The following is a 15,411-nucleotide window of genomic DNA, read 5'->3' on the forward strand; positions in this document are numbered from 1 at the left end:
CTGATGGCCGGCCCGCACCCGAGCAGCGAGCGCCGCGAGGTGCTCTACGTCATCGCCTGCGGCTCGCCGCTGGCCCGCCACGTCGGCCGGCTCGTCGAGCTGGCCCAGCAGGACGGCTGGGACGTCTGCGTGGTCACCACGCCGGACGGCGCGAAGTTCGTCGACCGGGCCGCGCTGGCCCGACAGACGGGGCACCCGGTCCGCACCCACTACAAGAACCCGGGTGACCTCGACGTGCTGCCGCCGGCGGACGCGATGATCGTCTGCCCGGCGACGGTCAACACGGTCAACAAGTGGGCGGCCGGGATCACCGACACGCTGGCCCTCGGGCTGCTGGTCGAGGCGCAGGGACTGGGGGTGCCGCTGGTGGCCGTGCCGTACACCAACGCGGCGATGGCGGCCCACCCGGCCTTCCGGGCCGGCATCGCCCGGCTCGCGGAGTGGGGGGTGACGGTGCTCTTCGGCGACCACGTCGTCCCGCTGCACCCGCCCGGCACCGGCGAGCGCCACGTGCACGCCTTCCCGTGGGCGGCGGGCCTGGCCGCCGTCCGGGACCGGCTCTGCCCCGCCGCCTGACCGCAAGAAGTGGTCCCTTGCTGACGCTGTGCGCCAGCAAGGGACCACTTGGCGCGCCCGGTAGCGGCGGACACGCCGTCGCGTCGGTGGGCGACGCCCCCGGCCACGCCCCGCGCCGGTAAGCTGGCCCGCCGTGAGCACCAACGCGGACCCGCCGACCGTCTCCGACGTGGTCGCCGAGCTGGAGCGGCGCTACCCGCCGGCGTGGGCCGAGGAATGGGACCGGGTCGGGCTGGTGCTCGGCGAGCCGTGCGCCCCGGTGCGCCGGGTCCTCTGCGTGGTCGACGTGGTGCCCGAGACGGTCGCCGAGGCGCTCGACGCCGGCGTCGACATGATCGTCGCCCACCACCCGCTGCTGCTGCGCGGCGTCTCCTCGGTGGCCCCGACGACCTACAAGGGCCGGATCGTCCACCGGCTGATCAAGGCCGACGTGGCGCTGTACGTCGCGCACACCAACGCCGACGTGGCCGACCCGGGGGTCTCCGACGCGCTCGCCGCCCAGTTCGGGCTGACCGGGCTGCGCCCGCTGCACCGGCCCGCGCCCGGCTCGCCGGCCCACGGCGCCGGCCGGGGGATCGGCCGGATCGGCGAGCTGCCGGAGCCGATGACCCTGGCGGAGCTGACCCGGCACGCCGCCACGGTGCTGCCCGCCACGGCCTGGGGAGTTCGCGCCGCCGGGGACCCCGGGCGTATGGTTCGAACCCTCGCGGTCAGCGGCGGCGCGGGAGACAGTTTCCTCGCCGACGCGACCGCCGCCGGGGTGGACGCGTTCCTCACCGCCGACCTGCGGCACCACCCGGCGGGCGAGCACCTCGCCGCCGACGGCCCGGCCCTGCTCGACGCCGCCCACTGGGCGACCGAACGACCGTGGCTGGACGACCTGGCCGCCATCCTGCGGGAGGCGACAGGCGTCGAGACGCTGGTGTCCGACCTGGACACCGACCCGTGGACCGTACACGCCGCCCCACCCGCGGTGGACGACAAGGAGCCCGACCGTGAAGGCTGACCCGCAGGTCCAGCGCCGCCTGCTCGACCTCCAGGCGATCGACACCGCCCTCGCCCAGCTCGCCCACCGCCGCCGTACGCTGCCGGAGCGGGCCGAGCTGGAGGCGCTGGCCCGGGAGCTGTCCGCGCTGGAGGACGAGCGGGTCCGTGCCCAGGTGGCGGTCGACGACCTGGACCGGGACATCGCCCGGCTGGAGAAGGACGTCGACCAGGTGCGCGCCCGCAAGTCCAAGAACGAGGACCGGCTGGCCGCAGGCCACGGCCCGGCCCGGGAGCTGGAGGCCCTCCAGCACGAGCTGGTCTCGCTCAACCGCCGCCAGGGCGACCTGGAGGACGCCGAGCTGGAGCTGATGGAGCAGCGGGAGACCGCCCAGGGCGTGCTGGACGGCGTCGAGAAGCGGCTCGCCGAGGCCCGGGATAAGCGGGACGCCGCCGAGCGGCGCCGCGACGAGAGCCTGGCCGAGATCGCCAAGGAGGAGGAGTTCAAGCGCGGCGCCCGTCAGCCGCTCGCGGCCGACCTCCCGGCCGACCTGGTCCAGCTGTACGACAAGATCCGCGAGGACTCGGGGCTCGGCGCGGCGCTGCTCGCCGCCGGCCGGTGCGGCGGCTGCCGGCTGGACCTCTCGGGTGCCGACCTGGCCCGGATCCGCAAGGCGGCACCGGACGAGGTCGTCCGCTGCGAGGAGTGCCGGCGCATCATGGTCCGCACCAACGAGTCCGGCCTGTAGCCCGTGGCGCCGCGCGTGGTCGTCGTCGAGGCCGACGGCGGGTCCCGGGGCAACCCCGGCCCGGCAGGCTACGGCGCGGTGGTCCGCGACCTGGGCACCGGTGAGGTGCTGGCCGAGCGGAGCGAGTCGATCGGCGTCGCCACCAACAACGTCGCCGAGTACCGGGGGCTGATCGCCGGGCTGGAGGCGGCCGCCGAGTTGGGCGCCAGCGAGGTCGAGGCCAGGATGGACTCGAAACTGGTGGTCGAGCAGATGTGCGGCCGCTGGCAGATCAAGCACCCGGGGCTGCGCCCGCTCGCCGCGCAGGCCGCCGGCCTGGTGGACCGCTTCGCGGCGGTCCGGTTCAGCTGGATCCCCCGGGAGCGCAACCGGCACGCCGACGGCCTCGCCAACGCCGCCATGGACGCCGCCGCCGCGGGCCGCGTCCCGGCCCCGGCCCGGGTCGAGCCGCCGCGCGTCGTGGAGCCCCCGCGCGAGGTCGCCGGCCCCGATTCGGCCGCCCGGGCCAGGGCCCGCGAGGTGGCCGCCCGCGCCGCCTCGGCGGCGACCGCCGGCACCGACCCGGCGACCGCGCCCGCCTCCTGGGAGCCGCGGCCGAGCTTCACCGCCACCCGGCTGATCCTGGTGCGGCACGGCGAGACCCCGTACACCGAACAGCGCCGCTACTCCGGCCGCGGCGACGTGCCGCTGTCCGAGCGGGGCCGGGCCCAGGCCCGGGCCACGGCCGCCCGGGTGGCCGAGCTGGCCCCGTCCGTCGCGGCCGTGGTCAGCTCGCCCCTGTCCCGGTGTACGCAGACCGCGGAGGCGATCGCCGGGGCGCTCGGCGGGGTGCCGGTCCGTCGCGAGGACGATCTCGTCGAGTGCGACTTCGGGGCCTGGGAGGGGCGTACCTTCGCCGAGGTCCGCGAGGAGTGGCCGGGGGAGATGGACGCCTGGCTCGCCTCGACGCGGGTGGCCCCGCCCGACGGGGAGTCGTTCACCGACGTCGCCGAGCGCTGCCGCCGCGCGGTCGACGGGCTGTGTCGCGCGTACCCCGGGGAGACCGTCGTGGTGGTCTCCCACGTCTCGCCGATCAAGCTGGTGCTGCGCGACGCGCTCGCGGCCGGCGACGGGTTCCTGCACCGGCTCTTCCTGGACGCGGCCGGCATCTCGGTGCTGGACATGTGGCCCGACGGCGGCGTCGCCGTGCGCACGGTCAACGACACCGCGCACCTTTCCGCGGCCTGAGCCCGGTCCGCCCCGGCGGGCTGGCAGCCCGGCAGCCCGGCGGACCGAACAGCCCGGCGGGCCGCCGCCCCGACTGCCGCCGCCCCGACCGGCCGGCCTTCGCCGGTGCCGGCAGCCGTTCGGCGCACGCCGCCGCCCGTTCGGCGCACCGGCGTCATCCGCTCGAACGTGACCGGGCTCACATGGTCGTAGCCTCCGGCCGTCATCCTGCCGATCTACGACCCACCCGGAGGTGTGTCACATGGCCGCACCCGAACCGGAGGCGCCCACGGCGGCGCCGACCAGGGCTAAGGACCACAGTCCCTGGAACTGGTTGCTCTTCATTCCGATCCTGGTGCCGTTGATCCCGGCGTTCTTCAACGGCGACTCGCCCCGTGTCCTCGGCTTCCCGCGCTTCTACTGGCTCCAGCTCGCCTACATCCTGCTCGGCGTGGCCACCACGACGCTGGTGTACCAGATGACGAAGAAGCGGGGTGGCCGGTGAGCGCGAGGAGTGAGCCGGGCCTGCGAGCCCCGCAGTCGCGAACGAAGGTGGTGCAGTGATGTGGCGGGACCACCTCACCGAGATCATCGTCTTCTCGCTGCTGTTCCTGCTGGTCAGCGGGATGGGGTTCGTGGCCGCCCGGTGGCGCGCCCCGAAGGACATGGCCCACCTCGACGAGTGGGGGCTGGGCGGGCGCAACTTCGGCGGCTGGATCACCTGGTTCCTGGTCGGCGGTGACCTCTACACGGCGTACACCTTCGTGGCGGTGCCGGCGCTGATGTTCGGGGCCGGCGCGGCCGGGTTCTTCGCTGTTCCGTACACCATCGTGATCTATCCGCTGGTGTTCCTGGTGCTGTGCCGGCTCTGGTCCGTCTCGCACCGGCACGGCTTCGTCACCCCGGCGGACTTCGTCCGCAGCCGGTTCGACTCCCCGGTGCTGGCGCTGCTGGTGGCGATCACCGGCATCGTGGCCACGATGCCCTACATCGCGCTGCAACTGGTCGGCATCGAGGCGGTGCTCAAGACGATGGGGGTCACCGGCGAGAGCGCCCTGGCCCGGCACCTGCCGATCATCGTCGCGTTCGCGATCCTGGCCGCGTACACCTACCAGTCCGGGCTGCGCGCCCCTGCGCTGATCGCGTTCGTCAAGGACACGCTGATCTACGTCGTGATCCTGGTGGCGGTCATCTGGCTGCCGTACAAGCTCGGCGGCTGGGGCGAGATCTTCGACGCCGCCGACGCGAAGTTCGACGCGTCGCCGAACCCGAACGACGGGGTGCTGCTGAGCGCCAACAACCAGCTCCAGTACGTCACGCTGGCGTTCGGCTCGGCGCTGGCGCTGTTCCTCTACCCGCACAGCATCACCGGCGTGCTGGCCAGCCGGAACCGGGACGTCATCAAGCGGAACATGTCGGCGCTGCCCGCGTACAGCCTGCTGCTCGGGCTGATCGCGCTGCTCGGCTTCATGGCCATCGCGGCCGGGGTGAAGCCGCTGCCCGGGGCGAAGGAAGGGAGCGTGGACAGCAACACCGTGGTGCCGGTCCTGTTCGACCAGCAGTTCCCCGACTGGTTCGCGGGCGTCGCGTACGCGGCCATCGGGATCGGCGCGCTGGTGCCGGCGGCGATCATGTCGATCGCGGCGGCGAACCTGTTCACCCGCAACATCTACAAGGAGTACCTGAAGCGGGACGCCTCCCCGGCCCAGGAGGCGAACGTATCGAAGATCACCTCGCTGGTGGTGAAGGTCGGGGCGGTGGCCTGCATCGTCTTCCTCGACCCGCAGTTCTCCATCGACCTCCAGCTCATCGGCGGCGTGATCATCCTCCAGACGCTGCCGGCGGTGGCGCTGGGCCTCTACACCCGCTGGTTCCACCGGGGCGCGCTCGTCGCCGGCTGGGTCGCCGGCATGGGGCTGGGCATGTGGATGCTCTACCAGATCCCCAACGCGGCCACCGGGCGCAAGCACTTCGGCGGCTCGGCGTTCCCGCTGGCCGACTTCGGCTTCGACACCCCGAAGACGATCTACGTCGGGATCGTGGCCGTGCTGGTCAACCTGGCGGTGGCGGCGCTGCTGACGGTGGTGCTGCGGGCGGCGAATGTGCGCGACGGCGGCGACGGCACCACGCCGGACGACTACTTCGCCGACGAGGGCGACCCGCGGGTCGTGCCAGGTGGGCGCCGGGACGCCGACGCCGCCCCGGAACCGGTCGCCTGAGCGGCTCGCGCAGCCCGTTCGCCCCCGGGTCGTGACCGGCCCGGGGGCGACGCGCCTCCGGGTGCCGGCCCGGCGGGTGCCCAGCGGGCGTCCGGGCACCGAGGCGGCGGGCCGTCCGCTCAGCGGCGGGTCCCGTCGCTCCCGGGGCGTCCGGGTCAGCGCAGGGCGCGCGAGAGCAGGTAGAGGCCGATCACCGAGCCGAAGACCACGATCAGGGTCTTGAGCACCACCGGCGGCAGCCGGCGGACGATCCGGGCGCCGGCGTACCCGCCGACCAGCGTCGCCGGGGCGACCAGCGCGACCGCCGCCCAGTTCACCGGGCCGAACAGCGCGAACACCACGAGCGTGGTCAACCCGACCGCGGCGGAGAGCAGATTCTTGATCGCGCTGACCCGGGCCAGCGTCGCGTCCAGCACCAGGGCCAGGCCGGCGACCAGCATCACCCCGAGCGCCGCGCCGAAGTAGCCGCCGTACACCGCACCGACCGCGACCATGGCCTGCACGCTGACCGTACGGCGGCGCGGCGACAGGTCGCGCGGATGCCCGACCAGCCGGCGCAGCGGGTCCTGGAAGGCGAGCACCGCCGTCGCCCCGAGCACCAGGAAGGGCACGACCAGTTCGAACGCCCTGGCCGGGGTGGCCAGCAGCAGCAGCGCGCCGGCGACCGTGCCGACGATCGTGGTGGGCACGAGCGTGGCCAGCGCCCGCCCGCGCGGCAGGTCCTGCCGGCTGCCCGCCACGCTCGCCACGTACCCGGGGAAGACGGCCACCGAGTTGCTCACGTTCGCCGGCACCGGCGGCAGGCCCACGGCGATCATCGCCGGGAACGTGATGAGCGAGCCCCCGCCGGCCACCGCGTTGACCGTGCCCGCGGCGAGACCGGCGGTGAGCAGCAGCGCGACGTCGGAGAGGTCCATGGTCCCCAGAGGCTATTACGTCCCCTGCCCGGTCGCCGGTTGCTGTGTCCCGGGGTGGTGGACGCCTGTTCCCGGAAGGGGTGGCAATAGACGCGGGGTGCGCGTCGTTAGGATGAGTGCGCGACGGACGAGTCGACCGGGCGGTCGCGTCGGCGGGCTTCCGGCCCGCCGCCGAGGAACGTCCGGACTCCACAGGGCAGGGTGGTTGCTAACGGCAACCCGGGGTGACCCGCGGGACAGTGCCACAGAAAACAGACCGCCGACCCCATCGGGGACGGTAAGGGTGAAACGGTGGGGTAAGAGCCCACCAGCACCCCGGGTGACCGGGGTGGCTCGGTAAACCCCACCCGGAGCAAGGCCAAGAAAGGGCCGTCATCGCAGGATGACGACCCGCGCAGACGCTTGAGGGCTGCCCGCCCGATGTCTGCGGGTAGGCCGCTGGAGCCTGCCGGCGACGGTAGGCCGAGATGGATGGCCGCCGCCGGCGCGTGCCTTCGGGCGCGGGCCGGTCACAGAATCCGGCGTACAGGTCGACTCGTCCGTCGCCCACCAGCTCAGAGCCTCGATCAAGGCTCTGAGCTGGTCTTTTATCTGGTGCCGTTGGTTGACCTTGGTCATCGTTGGGTGGCGTTTGACGGCCTAACCACGGCCTGGGACGGCCTGGAGACGGCCTGAGCGGGGATCAGTGGACCGCCCTCGTCCTGCCGTGCTGTCCCGTCGTGAGGGCTTCCGGGGCGGCTTGGCGGGGGCTCCTGTGCGTTGCCGGCGGCGGTAGGTGGGGGCTGGGCACGTCCTGGCGGTGGAGCTGCTGCCGCGACCCGGTGACACGGTGGCAAGCCAGTCCCGGGTTTGGACTGGCGCGGCAGCCGGAAGCCCCGACCACGCGACCAGGTCGAGCCGCTGGCTTCCGTCACGGCCTCTCTGAGGCTGGTTTCTGCCTGCGATGGGGCGGTGTCCCGGCGGCTGTCGGTGGCTCACCGCCCCGGCGCCGTAGGCGGCCGGGGCGGCTTGCCGCCGGCCGGGCTTGCCGCCCCGCACCGCGCGGAGCGCGGTGCCTTGATCCAATACAGAGCAATTCGGCAGCGCAAGTGCATCACAAAGTGCGTCGGGTTGTCGTGGCCCGGTATGTGCTTGGCACTTACGTCCACCTGATGTTTGACATGGTCCTCAGGACACGGGGCACCGGGGATCCTGCCGCAGTCACCTCGGAGCTAGTCCAGGTCCCCGCGCTTGGCGGCGATCCACGCCTCAACGTCTTCGGCAAGCCAGACGTTGCCCATCTGAAGCGTGGCTACCGGCTCAGGGAAGTCGCGCCGGTTGGTGATCTGGTAGACGCGCTGTCGCGAGACACCACCGAGCATGGTCCGGATCTCTCCCGACCCCACCAACCGCAGCTTCCTGCCCATGACGTTGACGCTAGGCACATGCCGACTAGGCGTGCGCCAAGTTGATTAAGGCCTAGTTAACGTCCGCACTAGTCGTCTACCCTTTGCGCATGACTAGGCTCAAGTGGTTCCAGCGCCCCGACCCACCTGTTGACTACGTGGCCGGCGAGCCAGCCCCATCCGGGCGCGGCCAAGAGCCACCGAGGTGGATTGGCCGAGCCGTCGTCTCCGCGCCAGAGCCGCCCCTGATGACCAAGGCAGAACTCTGGCGTTTCAGTAACGCTGCGACGCGCCTCGACCAGAGGTAAGCCATGCCAGTCCCCGAGCGACGACCAGAGCCACCATTCACCGTCTTAAGGGCCGGCAACTTGGTGGACTTCCATAACCGAGCCACCTGCCCCGAGTGCTCAGACGACGGATGCCCACGCCTGGCGGCGGCTGGCAAAGTCCTGCGCGCCTGGCGAGACAGGAAGGACCGTCGTAAAGGCTGGTGACGTGCTGCACCTGACCCGTGCGGCCGGCCCTCAGTTCGTACGGTCGATCTTCTTCCGCCTCATCAAGGTCCGCACGGATCTTCACACCTACGACGGCTGGACGTGGCTGGACGGCTACCAGCTAGACGAAAAGGGCGACGCCGTAGCCCGCAGAGAGCTGTACGTTTTCAAAGCAGGCGTGAGTTCGCTGCACGGACCCGCAGGCAGCCGAGATCACCAAGACGGCTACCAGCATGAGTAATGGCTAGATAAATCCGAGAGCTGCCGGCGATGGCGGCCGCATCGAATGGTCATGGCCACAAGACGTCAAGCCCTAGCAAGCCATCTGGCGCATATCCGACTCATCGGTTCGCAGCTTCTACGGCCGGCTAAGGCGCGACAGCAGGATGGCCCCGAATTGCAGTTTGCCGACCCAATCCCTGTTGACCTGACTTCTTATAATTCAGGGATGGTGACAGGTTTCATGAGGCAACGCGACGTTAATGAGGATTCCTTGATGTCGGCAGCCTTGTATTTCGATCGGCTCGTAGTTCTCATTCCAGGGGTATCAGACGAGTATACGTATCCCAGATTCCCGGCCCGCACTCACACCAGGTGCGACAGGCTCTTTGATGGCCTCGTAGACCATGGGATAGTTCGTAAGGTCCAACTCTCACGCGCCGACAAGCGCCGAGCCGCAGCCCCACTGGTCGACGTTGTGCGCCAATCGGGACCCGAGCTTCGAGAGGTAATGAAATTCGATGAAACGTGGCCCGCCAGAGACAATGCGAAGGCGTTCGGGATCTATACCGACTTTATCCCCGACACGCTTCGAGAGGCGGTCATCGATGAAGGTATCGGGTCTTTCAAGAAGAACGTGTACCACATGTGGGACCGATTGCGGACGACATCTAATCTCGGCCGAATCTACTACAGCATGCTTATGGGGCACCTTTCCAGCGCCAATCTCGCGGAATCGATGAGCGTCTACCATTCCCCGCTGGTGGGGTCGTTTAGCTGGACGGGTGACAGCATACGTCAAGCACTCCTCCGGCCAGATGGCCAGTTGCCGCCCGCCGATCTAGGGGGAGACCTGTCAGGCTTGCTGGGCATGGCCTCCGTGCGTGCAGTGCTGCCCACTGCTTCCGATCGCCTCTCTGCGGACCTGATCGTAGACATTAGATCCAAACACCGAGCCGAATTGGTTGCTTTCCAGAATTACATGCAGCAAGTCAGCACCGGCTCATTTTTGTCGGCCGAGACCGGCACGATCGACGGTGACGCCCTTCGAAACATCTTAGCCTCCAAGTATGAGCGGGAGGTCTATCCTGGAATTGTCGAACTGCAGAAATCGCTTAAGCAAAGTCGACTGAAAGGATCTTTTGGAATTATATCCACCCAAGCGGCAGTGCCGCCGATTGCAGCTGCGGCAATCAGCGAACTTGCTGGCGGCAATAACATTCTTACAACAGTGGCAACTGGCCTCGGGTTCGCATTCGGGATAGGTCAATCTGCAATGCAAACTGTCGGTGAATTGCGCGGAGTGAGGCAAGCGAGTACTTCCTCGTACCTCCTCGCCGTTCGCGACGAATCGCTGCCAAAGGGATTTAGACGCCTGAGGCAGGCGGGACCGCCGTCGCAGCTAGGGCATGGAACTGCAGCAATTCCAAAATGATTATTCACGTACACTCTCATGTCGCCGATCGTGCGTGCTGGCCGACGGCACGGCGGGTCACTCCCGGTAGGACTTTGTTCAGTGTGTCCGTGACAGGGCCGCAGCGCGGCTACTTGCGTCGGCACGACCGAACGCATCCAGCTTCGACAGCCCCTGAGGGCCTTCGCGGGCCGGACGCCGCACGTCGACTGGTGACACGAGAAACGCCCCGGTGATGATCTCCCGGGGCGCTCGTGTGCGGTGTGGTGGTGCTACAGCTCGTCGACGGCGAAGGCGGTCACCAGTTCGGCCATGCTGTCGATGACGACATCAGCGGCGGCGAACCGCTCGCGCTTGCCGGGCTTGTTGGCGTACCCGATGGCGGGGACCCCGGCGGCGTGGGCGGCCTCGATGTCGCTGACCGAGTCACCGACCAGGACGCATTCCGCCGGCTCCGCACCCAGCTCCCGTACGGCTGTGAGCACAGGGAACGGGTCCGGCTTCATCCGCTCGGGTGCGGCTTCGGGGCGGCCGATGACCGGGTGCACGTACGAGGTGAGTCGGCGGGCGCTCAGGTAGGCGTGGACGGAGTCGGCCGAGTTGTTCGACACCACGGCGATCCGGCGGCCGGTCTGGTGGGCGGCGACGATGGCTTCCCGGCCGTACGGGGTTGGCTCGGCGGTGCGGGCCGCGGTGACTTCCTCGCGGGTCATTGCCTCGTCGACCAGGCGGACGACGGCGGGGCGTCCAAGGGTGGCGGTGAAGCGGAGCACGGCGAGCGGGTCACGTTCGGCCAGGATCTCGGGCGGCAGGGTGACGGCCTGGTCGACGAGCATCCGGCGCAACTCGTGGGCGACGGTCGACGCGGAGTGCTGGGCGAAGATGCTGCACACGGGGCCGTCGAAGTCGAGCAGAATCACCCGTGCGCGGTCGATCACCTTGGCGAGGTCGGGGGCGGTCACGAGGCGTACTCGCGGGCGATGGTGCCCCACATGCTGTCGAACCAGGCGCGGGCCTGCTCGACGTAGAGGGCGTCATTGCTGGCGTCCTCGTCGCTGGGCGTGAACGGGAAGAGGATCGCGTCCTTGCCCATCGCGTCGTAGATCGCCATCGGCTTGCCGTCGACGGAGACGGTGTGCTCGACCACCGGGTAGAAGCCGAAGAACGCTTCCTGCTCGTTGATGATGAACAGCTTGAACAGCGGGGCGGCCCGGTGGACGCGTACCTCGGTGGTGGCGGTCTTGACCAACCCGAGGTCGGCAAGTTCCTGGACGGCGTCGGTGAGGGCGTGGATCGACCGGTCGGTGATGCGGCGGGCTCGGGCGCGGATGCCGGGGTCGTCGGCCTGGTCCTCGGCGCGGCAGGGGATCGCCATCGGTGATGTCATGTCGGAGATCAGGACGCGTACCCGGATCGACTCCGGGGTGAGGCGCCCGATCGGCGGCTTGACCGACTTTGCCGAACACGGATTCTTGGCGATGCGCTCGTCGTCGACAGCCGCGCCGAGGATGGTCCGCAGGTGGGCGAAGACGACGGCCCGGGTCGCTGGGGCCAGCTGCGACCGGTTCAACGTCGGGTGGTGCCGTGGCGGTACGACCAGGTCTCGGCAATCCGCAGTGGCCTCGCCCAGCGGTATCGACCGATGGTCGACTTGGGCGCGGGGTGCGGGCTGCGGCAGGGGGAGATTCTTGGGCTCGGCGTCGACGACATCGACTTCGACGCGGGCTGGGTGCACGTCTCGCGTCAGGTCAAGTTAGTCCGGTCCCGGCTGGTCTTCGGGTTGCCCAAGAACGATCGTGATCGTCGGATACCGCTGCCCGACTCCGTCGCCCTGGTGCTGCGGCAGCACGTCGACAACTTCGCCCCCGTGTCGCTCACCCTGCCGTGGGAAGACCCAGCCAGCGATGAACGGGTCACGGTGCCGCTGCTGTTCACTACCACGCGGCTTGGTGCGATCAACCGGCATACCTTCGACGGCAAGAGCTGGCGACCGGCTGTCGTGGCAGCCGGCATCACGCCGACCAGGGCGACGGGGATGCACGCGCTGCGCCACTTCTACGCCTCGTCGCTGCTCGACGCGGGGGAGAGCATCAAGGCCCTTGCGTCGTACCTCGGACACGCTGACCCCGGTTTCACGCTCCGGGTCTACACGCACCTGATGCCGGCCAGTGAGGAGCGCACTCGGCGTGTCATCGATGACTTATTCAGGTAGTGAGAGGCGCCAACGGGTTGATCCCAGCGCATTCCTGCTTGCTTGGCTTCCACGAGTGCCGTCGGCGTGATTTCTTGATCAATTCTGCATGCGTCGGTCGCTGGGTAGCCTGAGCCGCTGACTCGTTGCTCGGCAGGTCTAGGCTTCCTAGCGTGGCCACAGTGGAGCGTTTTAGCGGGTGGGGCCAGACCGCCCGTGTTCGGTGCGTTGAGGACGAGCGTTGGGTGTTCATCGAGGCGCCCAACGGTCAGGTGAGTTGGATCGAGACGCCGGAGCCGGTCGACTACGAAGCGGGGGATGTCATCCTCGTCGTGGGAGACAAGATAGAGATTGCCCCAAAAGATCTATGGAAGCCGGAGCCTTGGGTTGCGGTGGTTCGAATCAAAAAACCCGACGTGACTGTTGTGGAATTTGGTGGAAGCACCAGGATTATTCCTACCAATGATGTCTCCTACTTTGTGGGAAATACGGTAGAGGCCTCGCTTGATGGTGTCATCCGAGTCTTAGACGAAAAGCCGATGCGTTTCCTTGATTTGCCGGAGGTTGACGATGGTGCCATAGAGCGGTTCATAGTTCCTGATGATGCGGTGAGTCAGTCCTTCGAGGACTTTGGTGGCCTTAAGGAAGTGATCGATCGTGCTCGCGAATTGATCGAGACGCCCTTGAGGAATCGCGAACTTCTGAAGAGGATTAAGGCTCGACGGGTAAAGGGTGTCCTGTTTACAGGGGAGCCTGGCACGGGCAAGACGATGCTCGCCCGGATCATAGCCCGAGAGGCGCAAGCCGTCTTTTATCAAATCAAGGGGCCGGAAGTTGTTAGCAAATGGTTCGGTCAGAGCGAAGAGTTGCTGCGGAAGATATTCAGTCATGCGGAGCGGCAAGAGAGTGCGATCATATTCTTCGACGAGATTGATAGCGTGGCGGGCAAGCGTGACGAAGAGGCTCATGAGGCGTCCAAGCGCCTCGTTGCTCAACTGCTGACGCTAATGGATGGCTTCAGTCGCGAAAGCGATGTAGTGGTAATTGCTACAACCAACAGGCCTCAAGATATAGATGTCGCCCTGCGGCGCCCGGGCAGGTTTGATTGGGAGATTAACTTTCCGCTGCCAAATCGTGAGGATCGCGAGAAGATCCTTGCTGCGTCATCGCGGGGTCTTAGTAAGGTTGACCCGCTCCCGCATGCCCTAATCGCCGGACGCGCTGAAGGATGGAGTGGAGCTGCCCTTGCCGGCATTTGGACCGAAGCGGCTCTACTTGCGGCTGTTGACGGTCGAGATGTCATCGTCGCTGAAGATTACATTGGCGGGTTCGAGAGAGTTGAGGCGTGGCGTCGCCAGAAGGAAGTCAATTCGGCGGTGAACTCGTGAGCTTTTTCTCTCGTGGCATCCAGAATGCGCGCCGCCGTCGCAGGATCAAGGCGGCCAGGGCTATTGCTACTCCACTGCGGGAGTTCGTTTACCTGGATGAGGTGAGCGTTTATAGTCTTTTGACATCGAGGCAGGGTGCCCTAGCTGCTGAGTACACCGATACGACTACGACTGGGCTCAAGAACGAGCGGGCTGGCAAGCTGATTGGCCAAGCGGGAGTGGCCAAGGGTGAGCTGTCAGCCAAGCGGGAACATTCCCAGACGCAATCTTCGCAGGTTCTCCGAAAATCCACCGTGCAGGCTGCTTTTAAGGAACTTTACCAGGGAGAAGAAGATCGGCTGCGGGTGAAGCCCGTTCTGCAGGGCGCAAAGCCGCCGAATCTAGCTTCCTGGCAGCAGTTGTTCGGAAGGGTGAATGATTCGAGTTGTGAGGGTTGGATCGCCGACTCGGGGGACCTGCTTCGTGGGCAGTTGGTCGAGCTTGAGGTTGAGTTAGAGACTCACTCAATTTTCAAGATGACCTCGGTTATGTCAACGTTGTGGGGCATTATCAATGATAATCCTGAACTCTTCCCGCATGGCTCTTTCCCTGAGCTTCAGAATGTCGCTGCTGTCAATCGCCTTCTAGATAAACTTTTGGTGGGGCTTATTCCGATTCGCTGTCGCGTCGCAGATTACGGTGTCGTTGAGCTTGACGGTAAGAGGGTCATTGTTCATCACGACCTTGCGGCACTGTTGCCTGCGGATCCGGGGTATGCGCTAAGGCCGCTGTATCTAGTGGGCGTTACGGAAGAGCGGCTTTATTGGAAGGATGTCCGTCGAATTCTTTTCTCCGGGCAGCGCTTCCGTGTTCTCGCTAGGCTCAACAATGATGGCGTCGGGGAAACGTGGGTGCCTGTCAAGCTTGTTGACGTTCTGCGCGATGTTGTGCCGGACTTGGCCGTGCGGGTTGAGGAAACGGGTCGAATGTTCGGACAGAAGTCGGCCGGGGCTTCTGAAGATGAACGGCGGGCCACGCTAGCGAAGAGTGCTCTAATCGCTTACGCCCACTTTCTTGGTGAGCACTGTGGCGTCTCGATAGAGTCTGAAGCAGTTGCTGTCTTTCAGCTCTTAGCAGAGGGGCACTGCTTGGGGTTCGAAAGCTATGACGCTAGGAAGCGAGCCTTTGCAGCGGTCGAAGAGGCCTTTTCGGCTATGTATTCGGTTGAGGTTGACCGGCTCGTTGCAGCTCAGCTCAGGTCTGTGGCAATGACTGATTCTCTCTTAACTTTGGATGGGCGAGTTTCGGTTCCACCGCAAGCCCTAGAGGAACCCGACCCCATCGATGAACTGGTTCTAGACGCGGAGTTGGTGGCCATCTACTGGTAGGGATGACGGCCTGGCGACGGCCCAGAGTTGTCATCGTCGGGCCCAATCCCAGGTCAGCAAGGCCTTCGCCTTCATAATCCGGCGTACAGGTCGACTCGTCCGTCGCCCACCAGACCGGCCGCGATCACCGGTGGTTGCCGGCCCGCGCGGCAGGATCTCCCGTCAGTGGTTTGCCGATGACCCCGCGTCGGCGAAAATACCTGGGATGTCCAACTTGTGGGGGATTTCGGCTTTTTGGGCGCGACGTGCCCGTGTACTCCTCGTTGCCCCCGGTGTCAACCATCCACACCACGGGGGAAATT

At 67.3% G+C, this 15,411-nt stretch carries 14 protein-coding genes, 1 other RNA gene and 1 pseudogene; 12 read left to right on the plus strand and 4 right to left on the minus strand.

Going from position 1 to position 15,411, the window contains the following annotated elements:
• Positions 1-3 precede the first annotated feature (3 nt).
• The 6 genes from ACGF5C_RS10795 to mctP all read left to right on the plus strand — a co-directional run bounded on the left by ACGF5C_RS10795 (position 4) and on the right by mctP (position 5,734).
• Complete coding sequence (locus tag ACGF5C_RS10795; RefSeq protein WP_393299511.1) at positions 4-576, plus strand: flavoprotein; 573 nt, start codon at positions 4-6, stop codon at positions 574-576.
• Between the two features lie 169 nt (positions 577-745).
• A complete protein-coding gene (locus ACGF5C_RS10800; protein ID WP_393299833.1) occupies positions 746-1,582 on the plus strand; it encodes a Nif3-like dinuclear metal center hexameric protein in 837 nt (278 codons plus the stop codon).
• Positions 1,572-2,309 carry a zinc ribbon domain-containing protein gene (locus tag ACGF5C_RS10805; protein ID WP_393299514.1) on the plus strand — a complete coding sequence of 246 codons (738 nt, stop codon included), beginning with the start codon at positions 1,572-1,574 and terminating at the stop codon, positions 2,307-2,309. The genes ACGF5C_RS10800 and ACGF5C_RS10805 overlap by 11 nt, the downstream gene beginning before the upstream one ends.
• Before the next feature lie 3 nt (positions 2,310-2,312).
• Positions 2,313-3,536: a bifunctional RNase H/acid phosphatase gene (locus ACGF5C_RS10810; protein ID WP_393299517.1), complete on the plus strand. Its 1,224-nt coding sequence runs from the start codon at positions 2,313-2,315 to the stop codon at positions 3,534-3,536.
• 241 nt (positions 3,537-3,777) lie between these two features.
• On the plus strand, positions 3,778-4,020 hold the full coding sequence (locus tag ACGF5C_RS10815; RefSeq protein ID WP_393299519.1) for a DUF3311 domain-containing protein: 243 nt from the start codon (positions 3,778-3,780) through the stop codon (positions 4,018-4,020).
• Between the two features lie 58 nt (positions 4,021-4,078).
• Positions 4,079-5,734 (plus strand): monocarboxylate uptake permease MctP, encoded by a 1,656-nt coding sequence (gene mctP / locus ACGF5C_RS10820; protein ID WP_393299522.1) that lies wholly within the window; start codon positions 4,079-4,081, stop codon positions 5,732-5,734.
• Positions 5,735-5,889: 155 nt separating this feature from the next.
• Here the strand turns inward: mctP and ACGF5C_RS10825 are convergent, their stop codons facing one another.
• Positions 5,890-6,651 carry a sulfite exporter TauE/SafE family protein gene (locus tag ACGF5C_RS10825; RefSeq protein WP_393263081.1) on the minus strand — a complete coding sequence of 254 codons (762 nt, stop codon included), beginning with the start codon at positions 6,649-6,651 and terminating at the stop codon, positions 5,890-5,892.
• A gap of 128 nt (positions 6,652-6,779) precedes the next feature.
• On the opposite strand from ACGF5C_RS10825, the gene rnpB reads away from it, so the two are divergent.
• An RNA gene (gene rnpB, locus ACGF5C_RS10830) (RNase P RNA component class A) lies at positions 6,780-7,193 on the plus strand.
• 669 nt (positions 7,194-7,862) lie between these two features.
• On the opposite strand, the gene ACGF5C_RS10835 is transcribed toward rnpB, so the two are convergent.
• The gene (locus ACGF5C_RS10835; protein WP_244164556.1) at positions 7,863-8,057 is read right to left on the minus strand and encodes an AlpA family phage regulatory protein; all 195 of its coding nucleotides are present in this window, start codon (positions 8,055-8,057) and stop codon (positions 7,863-7,865) included.
• A gap of 474 nt (positions 8,058-8,531) precedes the next feature.
• Between ACGF5C_RS10835 and ACGF5C_RS10840 the strand changes: the two genes are divergently transcribed.
• A complete protein-coding gene (locus ACGF5C_RS10840; protein ID WP_393299525.1) occupies positions 8,532-8,771 on the plus strand; it encodes a hypothetical protein in 240 nt (79 codons plus the stop codon).
• Between the two features lie 489 nt (positions 8,772-9,260).
• A complete protein-coding gene (locus tag ACGF5C_RS10845; RefSeq protein ID WP_393299528.1) occupies positions 9,261-10,184 on the plus strand; it encodes a hypothetical protein in 924 nt (307 codons plus the stop codon).
• 251 nt (positions 10,185-10,435) lie between these two features.
• Here the strand turns inward: ACGF5C_RS10845 and ACGF5C_RS10850 are convergent, their stop codons facing one another.
• Complete coding sequence (locus ACGF5C_RS10850) at positions 10,436-11,125, minus strand: HAD family hydrolase (protein ID WP_393299531.1); 690 nt, start codon at positions 11,123-11,125, stop codon at positions 10,436-10,438.
• Positions 11,122-11,610, minus strand: a pseudogene (locus tag ACGF5C_RS10855) (GntR family transcriptional regulator); the annotation flags it as partial. The pseudogene ACGF5C_RS10855 and the gene ACGF5C_RS10850, both read right to left, overlap by 4 nt.
• Positions 11,611-11,742: 132 nt before the next feature.
• Here ACGF5C_RS10855 and ACGF5C_RS10860 point away from each other — a divergent pair.
• The 3 genes from ACGF5C_RS10860 (at position 11,743) to ACGF5C_RS10870 (ending at position 15,109) form a co-directional block, all read left to right on the plus strand.
• Positions 11,743-12,375 carry a tyrosine-type recombinase/integrase gene (locus ACGF5C_RS10860; protein WP_393299534.1) on the plus strand — a complete coding sequence of 211 codons (633 nt, stop codon included), beginning with the start codon at positions 11,743-11,745 and terminating at the stop codon, positions 12,373-12,375.
• Positions 12,376-12,599: 224 nt separating this feature from the next.
• Positions 12,600-13,742: an AAA family ATPase gene (locus tag ACGF5C_RS10865; protein ID WP_393299536.1), complete on the plus strand. Its 1,143-nt coding sequence runs from the start codon at positions 12,600-12,602 to the stop codon at positions 13,740-13,742.
• A complete protein-coding gene (locus tag ACGF5C_RS10870) occupies positions 13,700-15,109 on the plus strand; it encodes a hypothetical protein (protein ID WP_393299538.1) in 1,410 nt (469 codons plus the stop codon). The genes ACGF5C_RS10865 and ACGF5C_RS10870 overlap by 43 nt, the downstream gene beginning before the upstream one ends.
• Positions 15,110-15,411: the final 302 nt, after the last annotated feature.

The sequence above is a fragment of the Micromonospora sp. NPDC047620 genome, assembly GCF_043205005.1.
Classification (GTDB): domain Bacteria; phylum Actinomycetota; class Actinomycetes; order Mycobacteriales; family Micromonosporaceae; genus Micromonospora.

What these genes read in the sequence shown, in the direction of transcription:
- ACGF5C_RS10795 (WP_393299511.1), top strand. Translation starts at nt 4, where the DNA reads ATGGCCGGCCCGCACCCGAGCAGCGAGCGCCGCGAGGTGCTCTACGTC.
- ACGF5C_RS10815 (WP_393299519.1), top strand. Translation starts at nt 3,778, where the DNA reads ATGGCCGCACCCGAACCGGAGGCGCCCACGGCGGCGCCGACCAGGGCT.
- mctP (WP_393299522.1), top strand. Translation starts at nt 4,079, where the DNA reads ATGTGGCGGGACCACCTCACCGAGATCATCGTCTTCTCGCTGCTGTTC.
- ACGF5C_RS10825 (WP_393263081.1), bottom strand. Translation starts at nt 6,651, where the DNA reads ATGGACCTCTCCGACGTCGCGCTGCTGCTCACCGCCGGTCTCGCCGCG.
- ACGF5C_RS10835 (WP_244164556.1), bottom strand. Translation starts at nt 8,057, where the DNA reads ATGGGCAGGAAGCTGCGGTTGGTGGGGTCGGGAGAGATCCGGACCATG.
- ACGF5C_RS10845 (WP_393299528.1), top strand. Translation starts at nt 9,261, where the DNA reads ATGAAATTCGATGAAACGTGGCCCGCCAGAGACAATGCGAAGGCGTTC.